Source organism: Kitasatospora sp. NPDC092948 (assembly GCF_044754805.1).
Classification (GTDB): Bacteria; Actinomycetota; Actinomycetes; order Streptomycetales; family Streptomycetaceae; genus Kitasatospora.
The window spans coordinates 302505-317211 of sequence record NZ_JBIVPU010000001.1 but is presented as its reverse complement, the minus strand read 5'-3'; the positions used below and the strand labels follow the sequence as shown (position 1 = coordinate 317211).

Sequence of the window (14707 nt, the reverse complement as noted above, 5' to 3'; positions counted from 1 at the left end):
CGGGGCATCGAGCCGAACCTTCTGTTTCATGCTAGATCGAGGCCCGCGCGAGTGCCGAACACGCCGAACGCTCCGACCGCTCCGAACCCGCCGGGAACGCCGGGAACGCCGGGAACGCCGGGAACGCCGGGGGCTCCTGGGCCGCCGGGAACGCCGGTGCCCGGCCTGCTCGGGTGAGCGGGGCCGGGCACCGTTGCCGAGAGTGTCAGAAGGTCACTGCTGGTTGTCGTCCCCTTCGCCGCTGCCGAGCCGGTCGAGGTCGTACGACCAGATGCCGCGGCCGTGGGTGCCGGCGTAGAGCAGGCCGTCGGGGCCGGTCCGGAGCTGCATCACCGTGGTGGTGGGCAGACCGTCGCCGATCACCTTCCAGTTCTTCCGGCCGGGCGCGCGGTAGAACGCGGCCAGGTCGGTGCCGAGGGCGAGGCCGCCGTTCGGCAGCAGGCGCAGCGTGTTGGTCGGGACGTCGGGCAGGTTGGCCGAGATGTCCGTCCAGGTGGCGCCGCCGTCACGGCTCTCGAAGACGTGGCCGATGCCCGCGCCGGGACCCTCGGTCCAGGCCCGGGAGAAGCCGCTGAAGGTGACCAGGACGTGCTTGGCGTTCGCCGGGTCGACGGCGAAGGAGGAGACGTACCGGTTGGGCAGGGTGCCGTCGACGGGCAGGTTCAGCTGGTGCCAGCCGGTGCCGTCGGCGTTGCCGACCGCGATGCCGCGGGTGAAGCCCTGGTTGTTGCAGGGGCCGCACCAGCCGGCGTACACGGTGCCGCCGGAGGAGGCGACGGCGGTGGCCACGTGGCCGGCGCCGAGGTCGTAGGCGGCGTTCCACTCGTCGCTGCTGCGGATCGCGAAGCCCTTGCTCTGCACCCAGACGTGCTGGCCGCCGGCCACCCAGGTGTTGGCGTTCTTCACGTCGGCGGCGATCGGCGCGATGAACCGGGCGGCGTGGGTGTCGTTGTCCGGCGGGGCGATGTCGTAGGTGGTGGCCTTGGACGGGTCGTCCTCCCAGGAGCCGTCGTTGACGGCGCAGTTCTGGGTGGCGCGCATCTCCAGGTAGGCGTACTCGGCGGCGATGTTGCAGCCGTTGTTCGGGTCGACGATGCTGTCGCCGCCGTCGCCGCCGAAGTTGGAGCCCATCACCTTGTCGTGGGCCCGCAGGATCGACTGGCCGTTGTCCTGGAGGCCGCCGCTGACGATGACGCCCTTGCCCGAGCGGTCGGCCGGGTCCTTGCCCACGCCCACCGAGTAGTACTGGAGGGTGTCCATGGTGCCGTCGTTGAGCGAGGTCCAGTCGGTGGCGTGGCCGAGGGAGTCCGCCCTGCCGTTCAGCGGGCGGCTGTAGATGCCGCCGTCGTTGCCGACGTACACGGTGGTCCGGCCCTGGTAGCTGCCGAGGGCGACGGCGTGCTGGTCGGAGTGCGGGGTCTGCGAGCAGGTCCGCTTGGCCGGGTCGATGTCCCAGCACGGGAAGTAGAAGTTCCAGTACGGGCCCGGGGTGGTCCAGTCGGCGCCGCCGTTGCGGCTCTCGTAGACCTCTTCGAGCCCCAGGTAGACGTGGTCGGCGTCGTTCGGGTCGACCTGGAGGAACTGGTTGTACCAGGACTGGATGCCCGGGTGGTAGTAGTCGTCCTGCTGTGCGGAGCCGGAGTCCTTGAGCTTGTCCGAGTCCGCGACGAGGGTCCACGGGCCCAGCGGCGAGCCGGACTTGGAGACGTACACGCCCTGCAGGTTGGTGTCCGGGTCGCTCGCCAGCTTGGTCGGCGACTCGTCGACGGCGTAGTAGCGCGAGCCGTCCTTGGACCGTTCGAAGGTGACGTTGCCGACGTCGGCGGCGTCGGTCGGCAGGTCGCCGAGCGAGCTCAGCCGCTGCCAACTCCCGTCCGCGGCCCGGCTGTAGAAGCCGTTGTAGGCGTCGCCGCTGCGCCAGCCGAACGCCAGCACCACCTTCGACGGGTCCTTCGGGTCGAACGCGATGTCGTTGGCGATGTTCTTGTACGGGGCGTTGTCCGCCTTGGCGTCGGCGCCGCCGGGCAGGAATGTCGGGTTGGGCGCGAACTCCAGCTTCCAGGGCCCGGACAGGTCGGTGGTGGAGTGCGTCCACACGCCGCGGCTGGTCGCCGCCCACACCTTGTCGCCGTTGAACCGCAGGGCGTGGATGACGGTCGACTCCAGCTCGGTGCCGCCGATCCGGTCGCCGGGCCGGAACTCGCCGTGCTCGGGGTCGGCGAGGACGTACACGCCGGTGCCCACGTACGCGGTGCCGCCGGTGTTCGCCTCGCCGGTGGCGTACCAGAGCCGGCCCGAGCCGTCGAGGCTCAGCGCGCCGGTGGACAGCGAGGGCAGCCTGTCGGAGATCGCCTGCCAGTGGCCGCCGCCCGAACGGGAGCGGTAGACACCGCCGTTGGCCCCGCCCGCGTACACGTTGCCGGCGTCGTCGGCGGCGATTCCGGTCACCCGGCCGGTGACGTTTCCGGCGCCCGCACCGGAGTTGGAGTCGGTGTCCCGGTAGCGCGGGTCGTCGGAGTTGTACGGCTTGTCGGTGACGTGGGTCCAGGAACCGACGGTGTGCGGCAGCGACTGGAGCTGCGCCCAGGCCGCGCTGTACGCGCCCGGGGCGACCAGGCCGGGCGCGGTGCGGGCCTCGGTGAACTGCTCGGTGGCCTCGGCGGAGTTCTCCGCCTCGTCCGACCCGTCCTCGCCGCCGGCCCGGGCCGCGGCCGCCCCGGCCTTGGCCTGCTGTGCGGGCGACCGGCCGAGGTCCGCCAGGTGGCGGGCCTGCCAGGGGCGCTGCGCGGGCGTGGGCGCCGCGACGGCCTGGGCGGTGGTCAGTCCGAGCGCGGTGATGGTGACGGCGCACATCAGTAGCCGTCGTCGCTGCCTGTTGGGCACGATGCGGTGTCCTCCCCTGGAGCGTTCCGGGCCGCGCGATCGCATGGCCCGGTGAACCAGTGGCAGCTTTCCGGTTCGCACCGCAAGCGTGAAGAGCGCGTACATAACGGATGCCTAAAAAGTGTCGCACGCAAAGCAATTGACGCTGCATCAGTCAGCTGTCCGCCCCGGACGGGCGTGTCCGCCTGCACCATGACCCGGCCGGACGACGGCAGGGTGCTAGAAATCCCTGGTGGACGATCACCCCGAGCCCCCGACCCGGCGCTTCTTCGTGGCCCTGGCCCCGCCCGACGAGGCCAAGGACGAGCTGGCCCGCGCCCTGCAACCCGCCTACGCCGCCTATCCGCTGCTGCGCTGGAACCGGATCGCGGACTGGCACATCACGCTGGTCTTCCTCGGCGAACTCCCCTCCACCGCCGCCCCGGTGCTGCGCGCGGCGCTGCCCGGCGCCGCCGCCACGCACCCCGCCCTGCGGCTGGGCCTGCGCGGCGGCGGCCACTTCGACGGGCGGACGCTGTGGAGCGGCATCACCGGAGACCTCGAAGGGCTGCACCGACTCTCCACCGACGTACGGGAGTTGATCCGATCCCACGGGCTCGACTTCCCCGACCGCCCGCTGCGCCCGCACCTGACCCTGGCCCGCGCCCGCCGCGAGGACCCCACCGGCGTGCCACTGGCCGCCGCCGGCCTCGCCGACTTCGCCGGCCGGACGTGGTCGGCCGAACGCCTCCACCTGGTCGCCAGCAACACCGCCCGCGGCCCCGGCCCGATCCGCTACCGCGACCTCGACTCCTGGCCACTCGCCCCCACCACCCACCCCGGCGACAGCGCCCCGCCCGCCGACCGGTAGCCGACGGACGCACGCCCACCGCACGGAGGCACGGCACCCTTAACCCCGCCCTCGCCCTCGCCCTCGCCCTCGCCCTCGCCCTCGCCCTCGCCCTCGCCCTCGCCCTCGCCCTCGCCCTCGCCCTCGCCGACAAATCGGAGGATTTCCGCACCCATCCATCAATCGGGTGACGGTGCGTCAACTGCTCTGCACAATCTCCGCCTTCCGTTCTACGAACGTTCAGAGACCGGCTCCTGATCGCGTCGCGTCAACTGCCTAGGGTCTGCAACGGTTTCGGCGGAAGGCACACAGTCAGACATGGACACACTCCTCGCGGTCCGGGCCCGGGCCATCACCAAGTGCTTCGGTGACGTCGTCGCGCTCGACGGCGTCGATCTGGAGGTGACGCAGGGCCGGATCCACGGCCTGGTCGGGCCGAACGGCGCCGGGAAGACGACGCTGCTCGGCCTGCTGCTGGGGCTGGCGGTCGCCGACAGCGGCAGCCTGGAGATCCTGCGCACGCCGGTCGGCCGGGCGCTCGCCGCGCCGGACGGGGTGGCCGGGTTCGTGGACGGCCCGGGCCTCTACCCCGCGCTGACGGCCCGGCAGAACCTGGCCGCGCTGGCCGCGCTCCGGGGGCGGGCCGCGGGGGTCGCGGAGGCGCTCGACCAGGTCGGGCTGACCGATGTCGCCGACGACCGGGTCGGGGGCTTCTCGCTCGGCATGCGCCAGCGGCTCGGACTGGCCGCCGCGCTGCTCACCGAGCCCCGGCTGCTGGTGCTCGACGAGCCGTCCAACGGGCTGGACCCGGCCGGCAAGCGGCACGTGCACGGCGTGCTTGACCGGCTGGCGGCGAACGGCACCGCCGTGGTGCTGTCCAGCCACCGGATGGACGACCTGGAGGCGCTCTGCTCCGAGGTCACCGTTCTCGCCACCGGCCGGGTGGTGTTCTCCGGCCCGCTGGACAAGCTGGCCGCCCAGAACGACGAACTCGACTACCGGCTGCTCACCTCCGACCCGGCGGCGGCCCGCCGGACCGCCGCCGGCACCGCCGGGGTCCGCGTCGCCGACGGCGGCGAGCGGCTCGTGGTGCGCGCGCCGGTGCCCGCGCTGGACGACCTGGTGGTGCGGCTGGTGCAGGCCGGTATCGCGGTGCGCGAACTCGCGCCCGTGGTCTCGCCGTTGGAGGCCGCCTTCCTCGCCCTGACCGAGCAGCCGCAGGAGAACGGCCGATGACCGCCACCCTTTCCGTCGCCCCGACCACCCGCCGGGTGCCGGTGGTTCGCGCCTACCGCTTCGAGCTGGTCAAGCTGGTCGCGCAGTGGCGCATCCGCCTGCTGCTGCTCGCCTGCTGGCTGGCCCCGGCACTCTTCGTCGCCGGCGTGGCGCAGCAGAACACGCTCCCCACCGACACCCTGTTCGGCCGCTGGATGCACGCCACGGGCTGGGCCGGTCCGCTGGTGACGCTCGGGTTCGCGGGCAGTTGGGCGCTGCCGCTGCTGACCTCGATGGTCACCGGCGACGTGTTCGCCGCCGAGGACCGGCTCGGCACCTGGCGGCACCTGCTGGTGGCGGTCCGCTCGCCCCGGCGGATCTTCGCCGCGAAGGCGCTGGCCAGCCTGACCGTGCTGCTGGTGCTGGTGGCGGGCCTCGCGGTGTCCGCCACCGTCGGCGGCCTGCTGGCGGTCGGCAACCATCCGCTGGTGGGTCTCGACGGCCACCTGCTGTCGCCGGGCGACGCCGCGCTGAACGTCCTGCTGGCCTGGCTGTGCGCGCTCGCCCCGACCTTGGCGCTGGCCGGCATCGGCCTGCTCGGTTCGGTTGCTCTGGGCCGCTCCCCGATGGGGTTGCTGCTGCCCGCGCTGGTCGCCCTGGCGATGCAGCTCGCCCAGCTGATGCCGCTGCCGGTCGGCGTGCGGCTCGCCCTGCCCGGCTACGCGTTCATCTCCTGGAACGGCCTGTTCACCGGGCCGGTGCAGGTCGGCCCGCTGCTGATCGGCGTGGCGGTCGCCCTGGTGTGGGCGGTGGGCACCACGCTGCTGGCCCGACTGCTGTTCCTGCGGCGGGACTTCACCAACCCGGCGCACGACGGCCCCGGGCGCCGCGCGCTGCTCCTCGCCGTGCTGCCGCCGCTCGCCCTGCTCGCCGTCACCGTCGGCGTGCTCACCCCGGCCGTCGGCACGACCGGCTCCGGGATCGAGCAGGACAAGGTGCAGCGCTCGGTGGCCACCGCCTTTGCCCACCTGTACCGGCTGCAGACCGCCGAGTTGAACCGTCCCGACGTGACGGAGGCGCAGCTCCAGGTCACGGCGGCGTGCGACAAGGGCAGCACCCGGGTCGAGCCGGAGGGCCCCGGCAACGACTGGCGCTGCGTGGTGACCTGGCACCTGCCGGACGTCGAGGCCACCGGCACGGCCGTCTACCAGCTCGACGTCGCCCCCGACGGGCGGTTCGTCGCCGACGGCGACGGCCCGAAGGAAGTCAACGGCTACTTCCTGGTGCGCACCGCCACCGGCGACGCGCCGAACCCGCTCTGGCAGTTCGACGGCAACGTCGAGCTGCTTCCGGCACCTTCGAAGGGATAACAACCATGCAGGTCACACGTCGTCGCACGGGGGACAGTACGGGGGACGCGCAGCAGCCGGGCGGTCGCAGGACCCGCCGCCGGACGCTGGTCACGGCCGCCGCCACCGCGGTGGTCCTCGCGGCCGGCGCGGGCGTCGGCTGGGCCAAGTCGGACGCCTTCGGCAGCAACCAGGTCGGCCAGGTCTACGACCAGGGCGAACTGGTCTCCAGCAACCAGTACATAGCCCCGTACGGCGAGCGGCTGGTCATCGACAACGGCAAGATCATGTCGTCCGTGGTGAGCCCGGACGGCACCCACCTCGCGGCGGCGGTCACCGACGGCGGCGCGGCGCTGGCGATCGTGGACGTGCGGAACTGGAAGGTGCAGCAGCTGGTCTCCAGCGCCGCGACCTCCGTTCCGAAGATCAGCACCAACAGCGTGGGCCAGGAAGGCCCGACGTACTCGCCCGACGGCAAGCAGCTGTGGCTGGGCCAGCCCGACGGGTACACCCGGTTCGACGTGAACCCGGACGGCAGCGTCGCCAACCCCAAGGTCGTCAAGATCGCCAAGGTCGGCTCGCAGCAGTCGCTGGTGGCCGGCCTGGTGTTCGCCGCGGACGGCGCGACCGCGTACGCGGCGGTCAACGGCCAGAACCGGGTGGTGGCGATCGACACCGCGACCGGCACGGTGAAGCAGAGCTGGGCGGTGGGCATCGCCCCGCGCGCCCTGGTCCAGGTCGGCGGCAAGCTGTACGTCAGCAACGAGGGCGGCCGCCCGGCCAAGCCCGGCGAGTCCACCATCAACTCGTACGGCACCGACGTCCCGGCCGACCCGAACACCGCCGCCACCACCACCGGCACGGTCAGCGTCATCGACCTGGCGAACCCGTCCGCCGCGCCGGGCAGCATCGACGTCGGCCTGCACCCGACCGCCGTGTACGCCAAGAACGGCACGGTGTTCGTCACCAACACCGCCACCAACAGTGTCTCGGTGATCGACGGCAAGCAGGACAAGGTCGTCCAGACCATCGCCACCCAGCCCTGGTCCGAGGCGTCGATCGGCTACGAGCCCAACGCGGTGACCCTCACCGACGACGGCCACCTGCTGGTGACCCTGGGCCGGGCCAACGCGATCGCCGTCTACAAGTACGCGGGCCCCAAGGAGCCGGCGAGCTACCTCGGCCTGCTGCCGACCGACTACTTCCCCGCCGAGATCTCCTCGTCCGGCAACCAGATCCTGGTCTCCAACACCCGCGGCATCGACGCCCGCCGGGTGAGCGGCGCGCACGGCACCCACGACACCACCTCCAGCGTGGTGCGGTTCGCCCTGCCCAGCGACAAGGAGATCCGCAAGCAGACCGCCAAGGTCTTCGAGCAGAACAACTGGACCAACAACGCGGCCAAGCTCGCCACCGGCAACAAGGCCCACGCCGTTCCCGTCCCGAACAAGATCGGCGACCCGTCGACGATCAAGCACGTCTTCCTGCTGGTCAAGGAGAACCGGACCTACGACCAGGTCTACGGCGACCTGCCGCAGGGCAACGGCGACGCGACGCTGGCCCAGTTCGGCGAGAACGTGACGCCCAACCAGCACGCGCTGGCCCGGCAGTTCGGCCTGTACGACAACACGTACGACATCGGCACCAACTCCGCCGAGGGCCACAACTGGCTGATGCAGGCGGACAACCCGGAGTACACCGAGTCCTCGGCCGGCGAGTACATCCGCAGCTACGACACCGAGAACGACGCCCTCGGCCACCAGGCCAGCGGCACCCTGTGGAGCGGCGCCCAGGCCTCCGGGAAGACCGTCCGGGACTTCGGCGAGTTCCACCAGTTCCTCACCAAGCCCGCCGACGCGACCTGGCAGAACCTGTACTGCGACGCCAGGACCATGCAGGCGACCGGCAACGGCTCGGCCTACCGGCTGACCTCCTCCTCGCCGATCCCGTCCCTGAACAAGGTGTCGGTGCCGGCCTATCCGATGTTCGACACCAGCGTCCCGGACATCTACCGGGAGCAGATCTGGAAGCAGGACTTCGAACAGAACGGCCCGGCGAACCTCAACATGCTGTGGCTGTCCAGCGACCACACCGGCGGCCCCGCCAACGCCGCCGCCCAGGTCGCCGACAACGACCTCGCGGTCGGCCGGATCGTCGACGAGATCAGCCACAGCCCCTACTGGAAGGACTCGGCGATCTTCGTCGTCGAGGACGACTCGCAGGCCGGCCTGGACCACGTCGACGGCCACCGGGCCCCGATCCAGATCATCAGCCCCTACGCCCAGCACGACGCGGTCGACAGCCAGTACTACTCGCAGATCAACATGATCCGCACCATCGAGCAGATCCTCGGCATCAAGCCGATGAACCAGAAGGACACCGCGGCCACCCCCATGACCTCGGCCTTCACCAACACCCCCGACTACACGCCGTTCACGGCCCTCCCCAACCGCACCTCCCTCACCAACGGCCTCGCCACCGCCCCCTCCTGCGGCCTCGACGTCCCGGCCACCCCCGACCCGGCCGCCCCGCGCGCCGCGACCGGCACCGTCCCCGCCGACCAGGCCGCCCTGGTCCAGCAGTGGACCGAGTGGAAGCAGCACCAGCACTTCACCGGCATCGACGCCGCCCCCGACCGCGCCAACCCCGCCCAGATGAACCACCTCACCTGGTACGAGGCCCACGACTGGAAGACCCCCTACCCCGGCGAACAAACGCTCCTCGCTCCGGCGGACGTTCCCGGCGCGACCCTGCCCTCCGCGGAACTCGACGGCTGACGCTTTCATTTCCCGGGCCTGACGAGGCCCCACTGCCCGAGCGGGTGGTGGGGCCCCAGACCGGCCGACGGACCGGCTCGCGCCTCGTCGAAACGCCCGGCCTTCACAGCCGCTGCATCCCCCGTTGGGGGGAATCAGGTGGAGGGCCCTGTGGCGCAGTCCGGCGTAGGCTGCCGGTCATGACGACGGCGGTGGGGAGTCTGATCGAAGAGCTGCGCCGTGGACTGGGCATGTCTCAGGATCAACTTGCGGCGAGACTCAATGAGTTGGGCAACCGTACAACAGTGACACGGCAGTTGATCAGCCGATGGGAGAACGGATACCAGGGCCGGAAGCCCGGCCCGCTCTGGCTACGTCATTTGGCTACCGCCTTGCAGGTGCCCCTTCACGCTCTCGAGAGTGCGGACGTGAACCGACGAGCCTTTCTGACGAACGTTGCCGCGACCGCCATAGCACCCGCGACCGCCTCGGACTTGCTGTCCCACGGCTTCGCGGCTGCTCTCCACGGCGGGCCGTCCCTGGACGATTGGCAGGAACGGCTCTACATCTACGGCCAGGACTACATGTCGTCCGGTGCGGAGGAGATCCAACGCCGTCTCGCCGCGGACATGGTGGTGCTCCAGCGACAGGCCGAGGGCCCGCACATGTGGGAGGTGGCTGCTCGACTCTCAACTCTGTTCGCCAAGACGTTCCCTGGCACCGACGCGGCAAGAACCACGGGTTGGTACGGCATGGCGGCAACTGCGGCCGACCGGTCCGACGACCAGGCTGCTCGGGTCTGGGTACGGGGGCGCGCTGCGATCGCACTCGGCTATGAAGGCGCCTCGCTGGCAGTCGCGGAACGGCTCGCCGACCAGGCCCTGGCGATCGACTCGCGTCCGTCCCTGGGCCGACTCAACGCACTCATGGGCAAGGCGCACGCTGCCGCGATCCGCGGCGACCGGCGGGCAGCCCTGCAACTCAACGACGAGGGATGGCGAGTCTTCGAGCGGGTCGCCTCGCCGGCGAACGAGCAGTCGGACTACGCGGTGCCCGAGTGGCGGATGAACGTCTTTTCGTCCCTGCTGCTCGCTCGGCTCGGTGAGGAGAAACGCGCCGAACACGCCCAGGAGCAAGCACGTCTGTTGCTTCCACCTTCACTTCCGCGGTTCGCCACGCATCTTGAGCTGCACCGCGGGCTCATGCTCGCCCAGGCAGGCGATCGCGCCGGTGGAGTGGCGTACGCACGGGCGGCACTGAGCCAACTCCCGCCGAACAAGCGCTCCCTGACGCTGCGCCTGTTGATGGCCGAGGTGGAGGCGGCCTAACGGTCCGGCTACCCCATGCGGCTACCCCCTGCCCGACGACCTGTGGTGGCACGCAAAGTTGTGTCCCGCACGGTTCGGAGCGATCGGGGACAGCGTGACCAACGAGCTACTTGCACAGTTTCGGGCAGAGCAGTTCGAGCAGGCGCGTACGGCGTGCGCCCACCTGGGCAGTGCGCTCAACTCCATCGGTGTCGCCCTGCCGGGACTCAAGGTGGAGCAGACGGCCTCGGGCGACTGCCGGTTGGTACTCGGCAACTTGGACATCGGCCCCGGCAAGAGGCTGGCATTCGCCGTTCTCGCAGGTGCACCGGTGCTCCACGCGATCAAGGCGGTCCCGAACGCCGACGAACTGCTGGTCGACACGGCTACGGGCCGACTCGGCAGGTTCCGCGGCGTGGAGGGCGAACTGTGGCGGCTCGCCGGGGCGTTCGGCAACGGCGAGCCGTGGACAGCCGATCCGCTCAAGGTAAGGGAGCCGACCGTCAACGAACGGGTCCGCACCCACATGGCGGCCGTCATCGGCGAGGAGGGGATAAGCGGTGCCGCGCTCGGCTTGCCTTGACGGACCTTGTCGCGTCCCGGCCTGCCTCACCGATCAGCCCTCGACGGCTCCCGCTCGGGTCGCGTGCCAACCCCGCGAGCGAAGCGGGTGCACCACCCGGCCGGTCACCCGGTCGGCCGGACACTCGATCCCCCCAGGAGGGGAAATGAAGACCGACCTGTACAAGCTCCCGACCGTGGGCTTGGCGCTGGCCAAGGCGTGCGGCGGCAACAGCGGCGACGGCGAGTCCGAGTCGTGCGCGACCATCGGCACCATCCCGGGCACGGTGGACGCCTACGCGCTCGGTGACAGCAAGCTGGGTGCCGGTTCGCCGCTGCTCCGCTTCACCGGAGCCGAGCTCGACGCCCTTGCCGCCCGGATCAACGTCATCAGGGCCACGGCGGCCTGAGTTTCAGGCTGACGCACCACTGAATCACGCGGGGGTCGCTGGTCTGAGTCTCAGTCAGACCAGCGACTCCCGCTCCGTGGAGGATACCCGTGACCGATCTCGCCCACTTCCATGGCTACGGCCCGTGGATCGGTAGGCCCGACCAGTACCACGCCGAGTATCTGCGGCGCCCCGCCCCGTTCGACGCAACTTGGCAAGCGATGGTCTCCAGCATGAAGTCGCCGGACCAGGAAGCGCACCTGCCATTCGAGCAACGGACGATCCCGCCCATGCAGACGGGGCACTGGCTGTTGCGTCGCCCGCCCTACCTTGGGCGGCAGACCTGGGCGGAGCCCAAGGAAGCCGCCGAGTGGCTGGCAGGCATGTACGACCAGTACCCGCCAGCTCAGCGCACGGACGGAGCTCCGACGGACATCGGAACCGCGGCAAAGGCGGGGTGCGCCACGACGGCCCTTACCCACGGCACCGACGTGGTGTGGGTCCACTACCTGCCTGGCGAACGCATGTTCAGCGCTTCGGTAGTCGCATGCCCGAACCGGTTCCACCCGCACACTCCGTGCCCATACCCTCTCTCGTGATCGGAGAAGACTGCATGGCGCTTGCCACGCTGATCGGCCCCCGGGGGACCGAAGCACTGTTGCGGGCCTGCCCGGTCGAACCTGCGGTGTACCGCCGCGGCGGATCCGAGCTGGACGAGCGGATCACGCTTCCGCTCATCGGGGCGTACATCGACCACGGGCTGACGGATCCCGCGTTCACCGCCGCTGTCAAGGATGGGAAGGCCGCGCACCCTGGACGGTTCTCCCGGGACGGCAAGCTGCGTCCCGGGAAGTTGCGGGAGCTGTTCGAGGGCGGGCACACGGTCAATCTGCGGCACCTGCAAACGCGAGTGCCATACCTGGCCGAACTGTGCCGCGAGATCGAAGCAGAGACCGGCTACACGATGTTCGTCTCGGGCCTGGTCACCCCGCCCGGTGCACAGGGACTCACGCACCATTGGGATCAGTTCCTGGCCGTGGTGACACAGCTTCACGGCCGCAAGCGCTGGCCGCTCTGGCATCCCGAAGTCCAGTTCCCGGTGGACGAGTACCTTGCATCCCCCACCATGTGGACAGCAGAGATGCAGGAGCGGTGGAACAGCACCGAGCCGTACATGGTGTTCGACCTGGAACCCGGTGACACGCTGGTCATGCCGCGCGGATGGGTCCACAGCCCGCACTGCCTCCCGGGCGATCCCGACCCCTCGCTGCACTTGACCTTCGCGCTGCGGGAGCGGATGTCGCTCGACCTCGCGGAAGCCCTGGTGCGCACCGCACTCGATCGTCCCGAGTTCCGGACAGGGATCGCACCGATCCGACTCACCCCCGAGAACCTGCCCGACACACTTACAGACACGCAGACACAGATTGTCCGGTATCTGGCCACCACTTCCCCGGCAGACGTTGCGAACACCGTCCGTGCGGCGCTGTTCCCGAAACCCGCCGGATAGGGGCAGAGGCCGGGGCGCGGGCGGGTGCGGAACCGGGGGCCGTGTTTCGCGCATCGGTCGGATAATGAGGTGTACGGGCCAAAAGTTCTCGACTCCGGCGCTGATCCCCATGCCCCACCGCCCCACCGATCGCAACCAGTACGCGGACCTGCTGCGGGTGGGCGCGATCTGTGCCGTCGTGCTGGGGCACTGGCTGTTGACCGACATCACGTACCGGGGCGGGCGGGTTTCGGGGCAGGATGCGTTGGAGGTTGTCGGGTGGGGGCGGTGGGTGACGCTGCTGTTCCAGGTGATGCCGGTGGTGTTTCTGGTCGGCGGGTATGCCAATGCCGTGTCGTGGACGGCGCACCGTGACGGCGGTGGGGGCTGGGCGGGGTGGGTGCAGCGTCGGGCTCTGCGGTTGTTGTGGCCGACGACGGTGTATGTGGGGGTGGTCGCGTTGGCTGCCGCCGCGGCCTGGGCGGGTGGCGCGGGACCGGCGGAACTGGCGCAGACCGGCTGGTACTTGGCGCTGCACCTGTGGTTCCTGCCGGTCTATCTGCTGCTGATCGCGCTGACGCCCGCGTTGCATGCCGCGCATGCCCGTTGGGGGCTGGCCGTGCCGGCCGTGATGGCGGTCGGCGCCGCACCGGTGGATGTCGCGATCCTGGGACCGCGGCTGCCGCTGCTCGGGTTCGCCAACTATCTGCTGGTGTGGGGCGCCATGCACCAGTGGGGGTTCGCGTGGCACGACGGCAGCCTCACCCGGGGGCGCCGTCCGCTCGGGCTCGCGTTCGGCGGTGTCGTACTGCTCGCGGCTCTGCTGAGATGGGGCCCGTTCCCGGTGGACATGGTCGGGGCGGGCCTGCACGCCGGGAACACCACGCCCCCGTCGATCGCGCTGCTGGCCTTCGCCGCCGCCCAGTGCGGCCTGCTGCTGGCGGCGGAGCCCGCTGGGCGGCGACTGCTGGCCTCGGCCGCGCGGCAGCGCCGTCTCGCCCGGGCCAACGGGGCGGTGATGACCGTCTACCTGTGGCACCCCGTCCCGGTGGTGCTGGTCGCCGTCACCCTCTACCCGGCCGGACTCGCGCCGCAGCCGGCCATCGGGACCTGGCAGTGGTGGGCCCTGCGCCCGGCCTGGTTCGCCGTCCTGACGGCAGTCCTGATCGCCGTGGTCACCGTGCTGCAACGGGCGCAGCGGCCCCTGCTCCGCCTGCCGCCCGCCGCCGGCCACTCCCCCGCCCTGCTCGTCAGCGGCCTCGCCACCGTGCTGCCGGCCCTCGGCTGGCTGGCCCTCAACGGTTTCGCCCCGGCCGGTCGGCCGGCCGTACTCGCGCTCGCGGCCTACGCGTGCGGGTTCGGCCTGGTGGTGCGCTCCGGCCGGTTGCGGCAACGGGTCCGCCCCGCCGCAGGGGGGTGGCGGCGGGGCGGGGGCGGCGTCCGGGGAGACGCCGGGCCGGGGAGTCGGGCTGTCAGTACCAGAGGTCGGGGCTGATCTGGTACTCGTAGCCGGAGCCGGGCTGCCAGTAGAAGCGGGCCTCGGCCTTGTAGTCGTGGCCCGCACTCGGGTTGGTGAGGGTGAGGGCGTAGCTGGACTGGCCGGAGTTGCAGGCGATCGTGGTGGAGAGCGCCTGGCTCTGGGTGGTGTAGTCCCAGATGATGATCTGCTCGGTGCAGTTGTTGCTGGCGAAGTTGGTGTTCACCGTGGCGGTGACCTGGCCGGAGCCGGCACCGATGCAGGCCTGCTCCCAGGCCGGCCCGCCGCAGCCGCCGCCGCTGGCGGCCGAGGCGGCACCGGCGCCCGTCAGCGCGATGCCGCCGGCCATGGCGGCGGTGGCCAGGGCCAGGGTGGCCTTCCGAACTCCCTTGAAGGACATGAGCGTTCCCCTCTCTCAGTCGATCCGGCCGGTCGGCCGGGCACGTGCAGAA

The 14707-nt window shown here is 71.0% G+C and carries 12 protein-coding genes; 10 read left to right on the top strand and 2 right to left on the bottom strand.

Features of this window, described 5'->3' with window-relative positions; translation table 11 throughout:
- Window positions 1-213 precede the first annotated feature (213 nt).
- On the bottom strand, window positions 214-2853 hold the full coding sequence (locus ACIQF6_RS01105) for a glycosyl hydrolase (RefSeq protein WP_400890065.1): 2640 nt from the start codon (window positions 2851-2853) through the stop codon (window positions 214-216).
- A 262-nt stretch (window positions 2854-3115) separates the two neighbouring features.
- Between ACIQF6_RS01105 and thpR the strand changes: the two genes are divergently transcribed.
- From thpR to ACIQF6_RS01055, 10 genes are all read left to right on the top strand, one after another.
- Window positions 3116-3733: an RNA 2',3'-cyclic phosphodiesterase gene (gene thpR, locus ACIQF6_RS01100; protein ID WP_400888526.1), complete on the top strand. Its 618-nt coding sequence runs from the start codon at window positions 3116-3118 to the stop codon at window positions 3731-3733.
- Between the two features lie 297 nt (window positions 3734-4030).
- Window positions 4031-4948, top strand: a complete 918-nt coding sequence (locus ACIQF6_RS01095; RefSeq protein WP_400888524.1) for an ABC transporter ATP-binding protein — start codon at window positions 4031-4033, stop codon at window positions 4946-4948.
- Window positions 4945-6297: an ABC transporter permease gene (locus tag ACIQF6_RS01090; RefSeq protein ID WP_400888522.1), complete on the top strand. Its 1353-nt coding sequence runs from the start codon at window positions 4945-4947 to the stop codon at window positions 6295-6297. The genes ACIQF6_RS01095 and ACIQF6_RS01090 overlap by 4 nt, the downstream gene beginning before the upstream one ends.
- A 5-nt stretch (window positions 6298-6302) precedes the next feature.
- Window positions 6303-9053 carry an alkaline phosphatase family protein gene (locus ACIQF6_RS01085; protein WP_400888520.1) on the top strand — a complete coding sequence of 917 codons (2751 nt, stop codon included), beginning with the start codon at window positions 6303-6305 and terminating at the stop codon, window positions 9051-9053.
- Window positions 9054-9232: 179 nt separating this feature from the next.
- Window positions 9233-10360 (top strand): helix-turn-helix transcriptional regulator, encoded by a 1128-nt coding sequence (locus tag ACIQF6_RS01080; protein ID WP_400888519.1) that lies wholly within the window; start codon window positions 9233-9235, stop codon window positions 10358-10360.
- A gap of 94 nt (window positions 10361-10454) precedes the next feature.
- Complete coding sequence (locus ACIQF6_RS01075) at window positions 10455-10922, top strand: hypothetical protein (protein ID WP_400888517.1); 468 nt, start codon at window positions 10455-10457, stop codon at window positions 10920-10922.
- A 145-nt stretch (window positions 10923-11067) separates the two neighbouring features.
- Entirely contained in the window at window positions 11068-11310 is a 243-nt protein-coding gene (locus ACIQF6_RS01070) for a DUF397 domain-containing protein (protein WP_400888515.1), read from the top strand.
- Between the two features lie 89 nt (window positions 11311-11399).
- Entirely contained in the window at window positions 11400-11888 is a 489-nt protein-coding gene (locus ACIQF6_RS01065) for a hypothetical protein (RefSeq protein WP_400888514.1), read from the top strand.
- The gene (locus ACIQF6_RS01060; RefSeq protein WP_400888511.1) at window positions 11885-12799 is read left to right on the top strand and encodes a JmjC domain-containing protein; all 915 of its coding nucleotides are present in this window, start codon (window positions 11885-11887) and stop codon (window positions 12797-12799) included. Before ACIQF6_RS01065 ends, ACIQF6_RS01060 begins: the two co-directional genes overlap by 4 nt.
- Before the next feature lie 109 nt (window positions 12800-12908).
- Entirely contained in the window at window positions 12909-14273 is a 1365-nt protein-coding gene (locus ACIQF6_RS01055; RefSeq protein WP_400888509.1) for an acyltransferase, read from the top strand.
- On the opposite strand, the gene ACIQF6_RS01050 is transcribed toward ACIQF6_RS01055, so the two are convergent.
- Window positions 14251-14655: a hypothetical protein gene (locus ACIQF6_RS01050; RefSeq protein WP_400888507.1), complete on the bottom strand. Its 405-nt coding sequence runs from the start codon at window positions 14653-14655 to the stop codon at window positions 14251-14253. The two genes, ACIQF6_RS01055 and ACIQF6_RS01050, sit on opposite strands and share 23 nt — an antisense overlap.
- Between the last annotated feature and the right edge of the window lie 52 nt (window positions 14656-14707).

What these genes read in the sequence shown, in the direction of transcription:
- ACIQF6_RS01090 (WP_400888522.1), top strand. Translation starts at nt 4,945, where the DNA reads ATGACCGCCACCCTTTCCGTCGCCCCGACCACCCGCCGGGTGCCGGTG.
- ACIQF6_RS01080 (WP_400888519.1), top strand. Translation starts at nt 9,233, where the DNA reads ATGACGACGGCGGTGGGGAGTCTGATCGAAGAGCTGCGCCGTGGACTG.
- ACIQF6_RS01085 (WP_400888520.1), top strand. Translation starts at nt 6,303, where the DNA reads ATGCAGGTCACACGTCGTCGCACGGGGGACAGTACGGGGGACGCGCAG.
- ACIQF6_RS01070 (WP_400888515.1), top strand. Translation starts at nt 11,068, where the DNA reads ATGAAGACCGACCTGTACAAGCTCCCGACCGTGGGCTTGGCGCTGGCC.
- ACIQF6_RS01055 (WP_400888509.1), top strand. Translation starts at nt 12,909, where the DNA reads ATGCCCCACCGCCCCACCGATCGCAACCAGTACGCGGACCTGCTGCGG.
- ACIQF6_RS01095 (WP_400888524.1), top strand. Translation starts at nt 4,031, where the DNA reads ATGGACACACTCCTCGCGGTCCGGGCCCGGGCCATCACCAAGTGCTTC.
- ACIQF6_RS01050 (WP_400888507.1), bottom strand. Translation starts at nt 14,655, where the DNA reads ATGTCCTTCAAGGGAGTTCGGAAGGCCACCCTGGCCCTGGCCACCGCC.
- ACIQF6_RS01105 (WP_400890065.1), bottom strand. Translation starts at nt 2,853, where the DNA reads ATGTGCGCCGTCACCATCACCGCGCTCGGACTGACCACCGCCCAGGCC.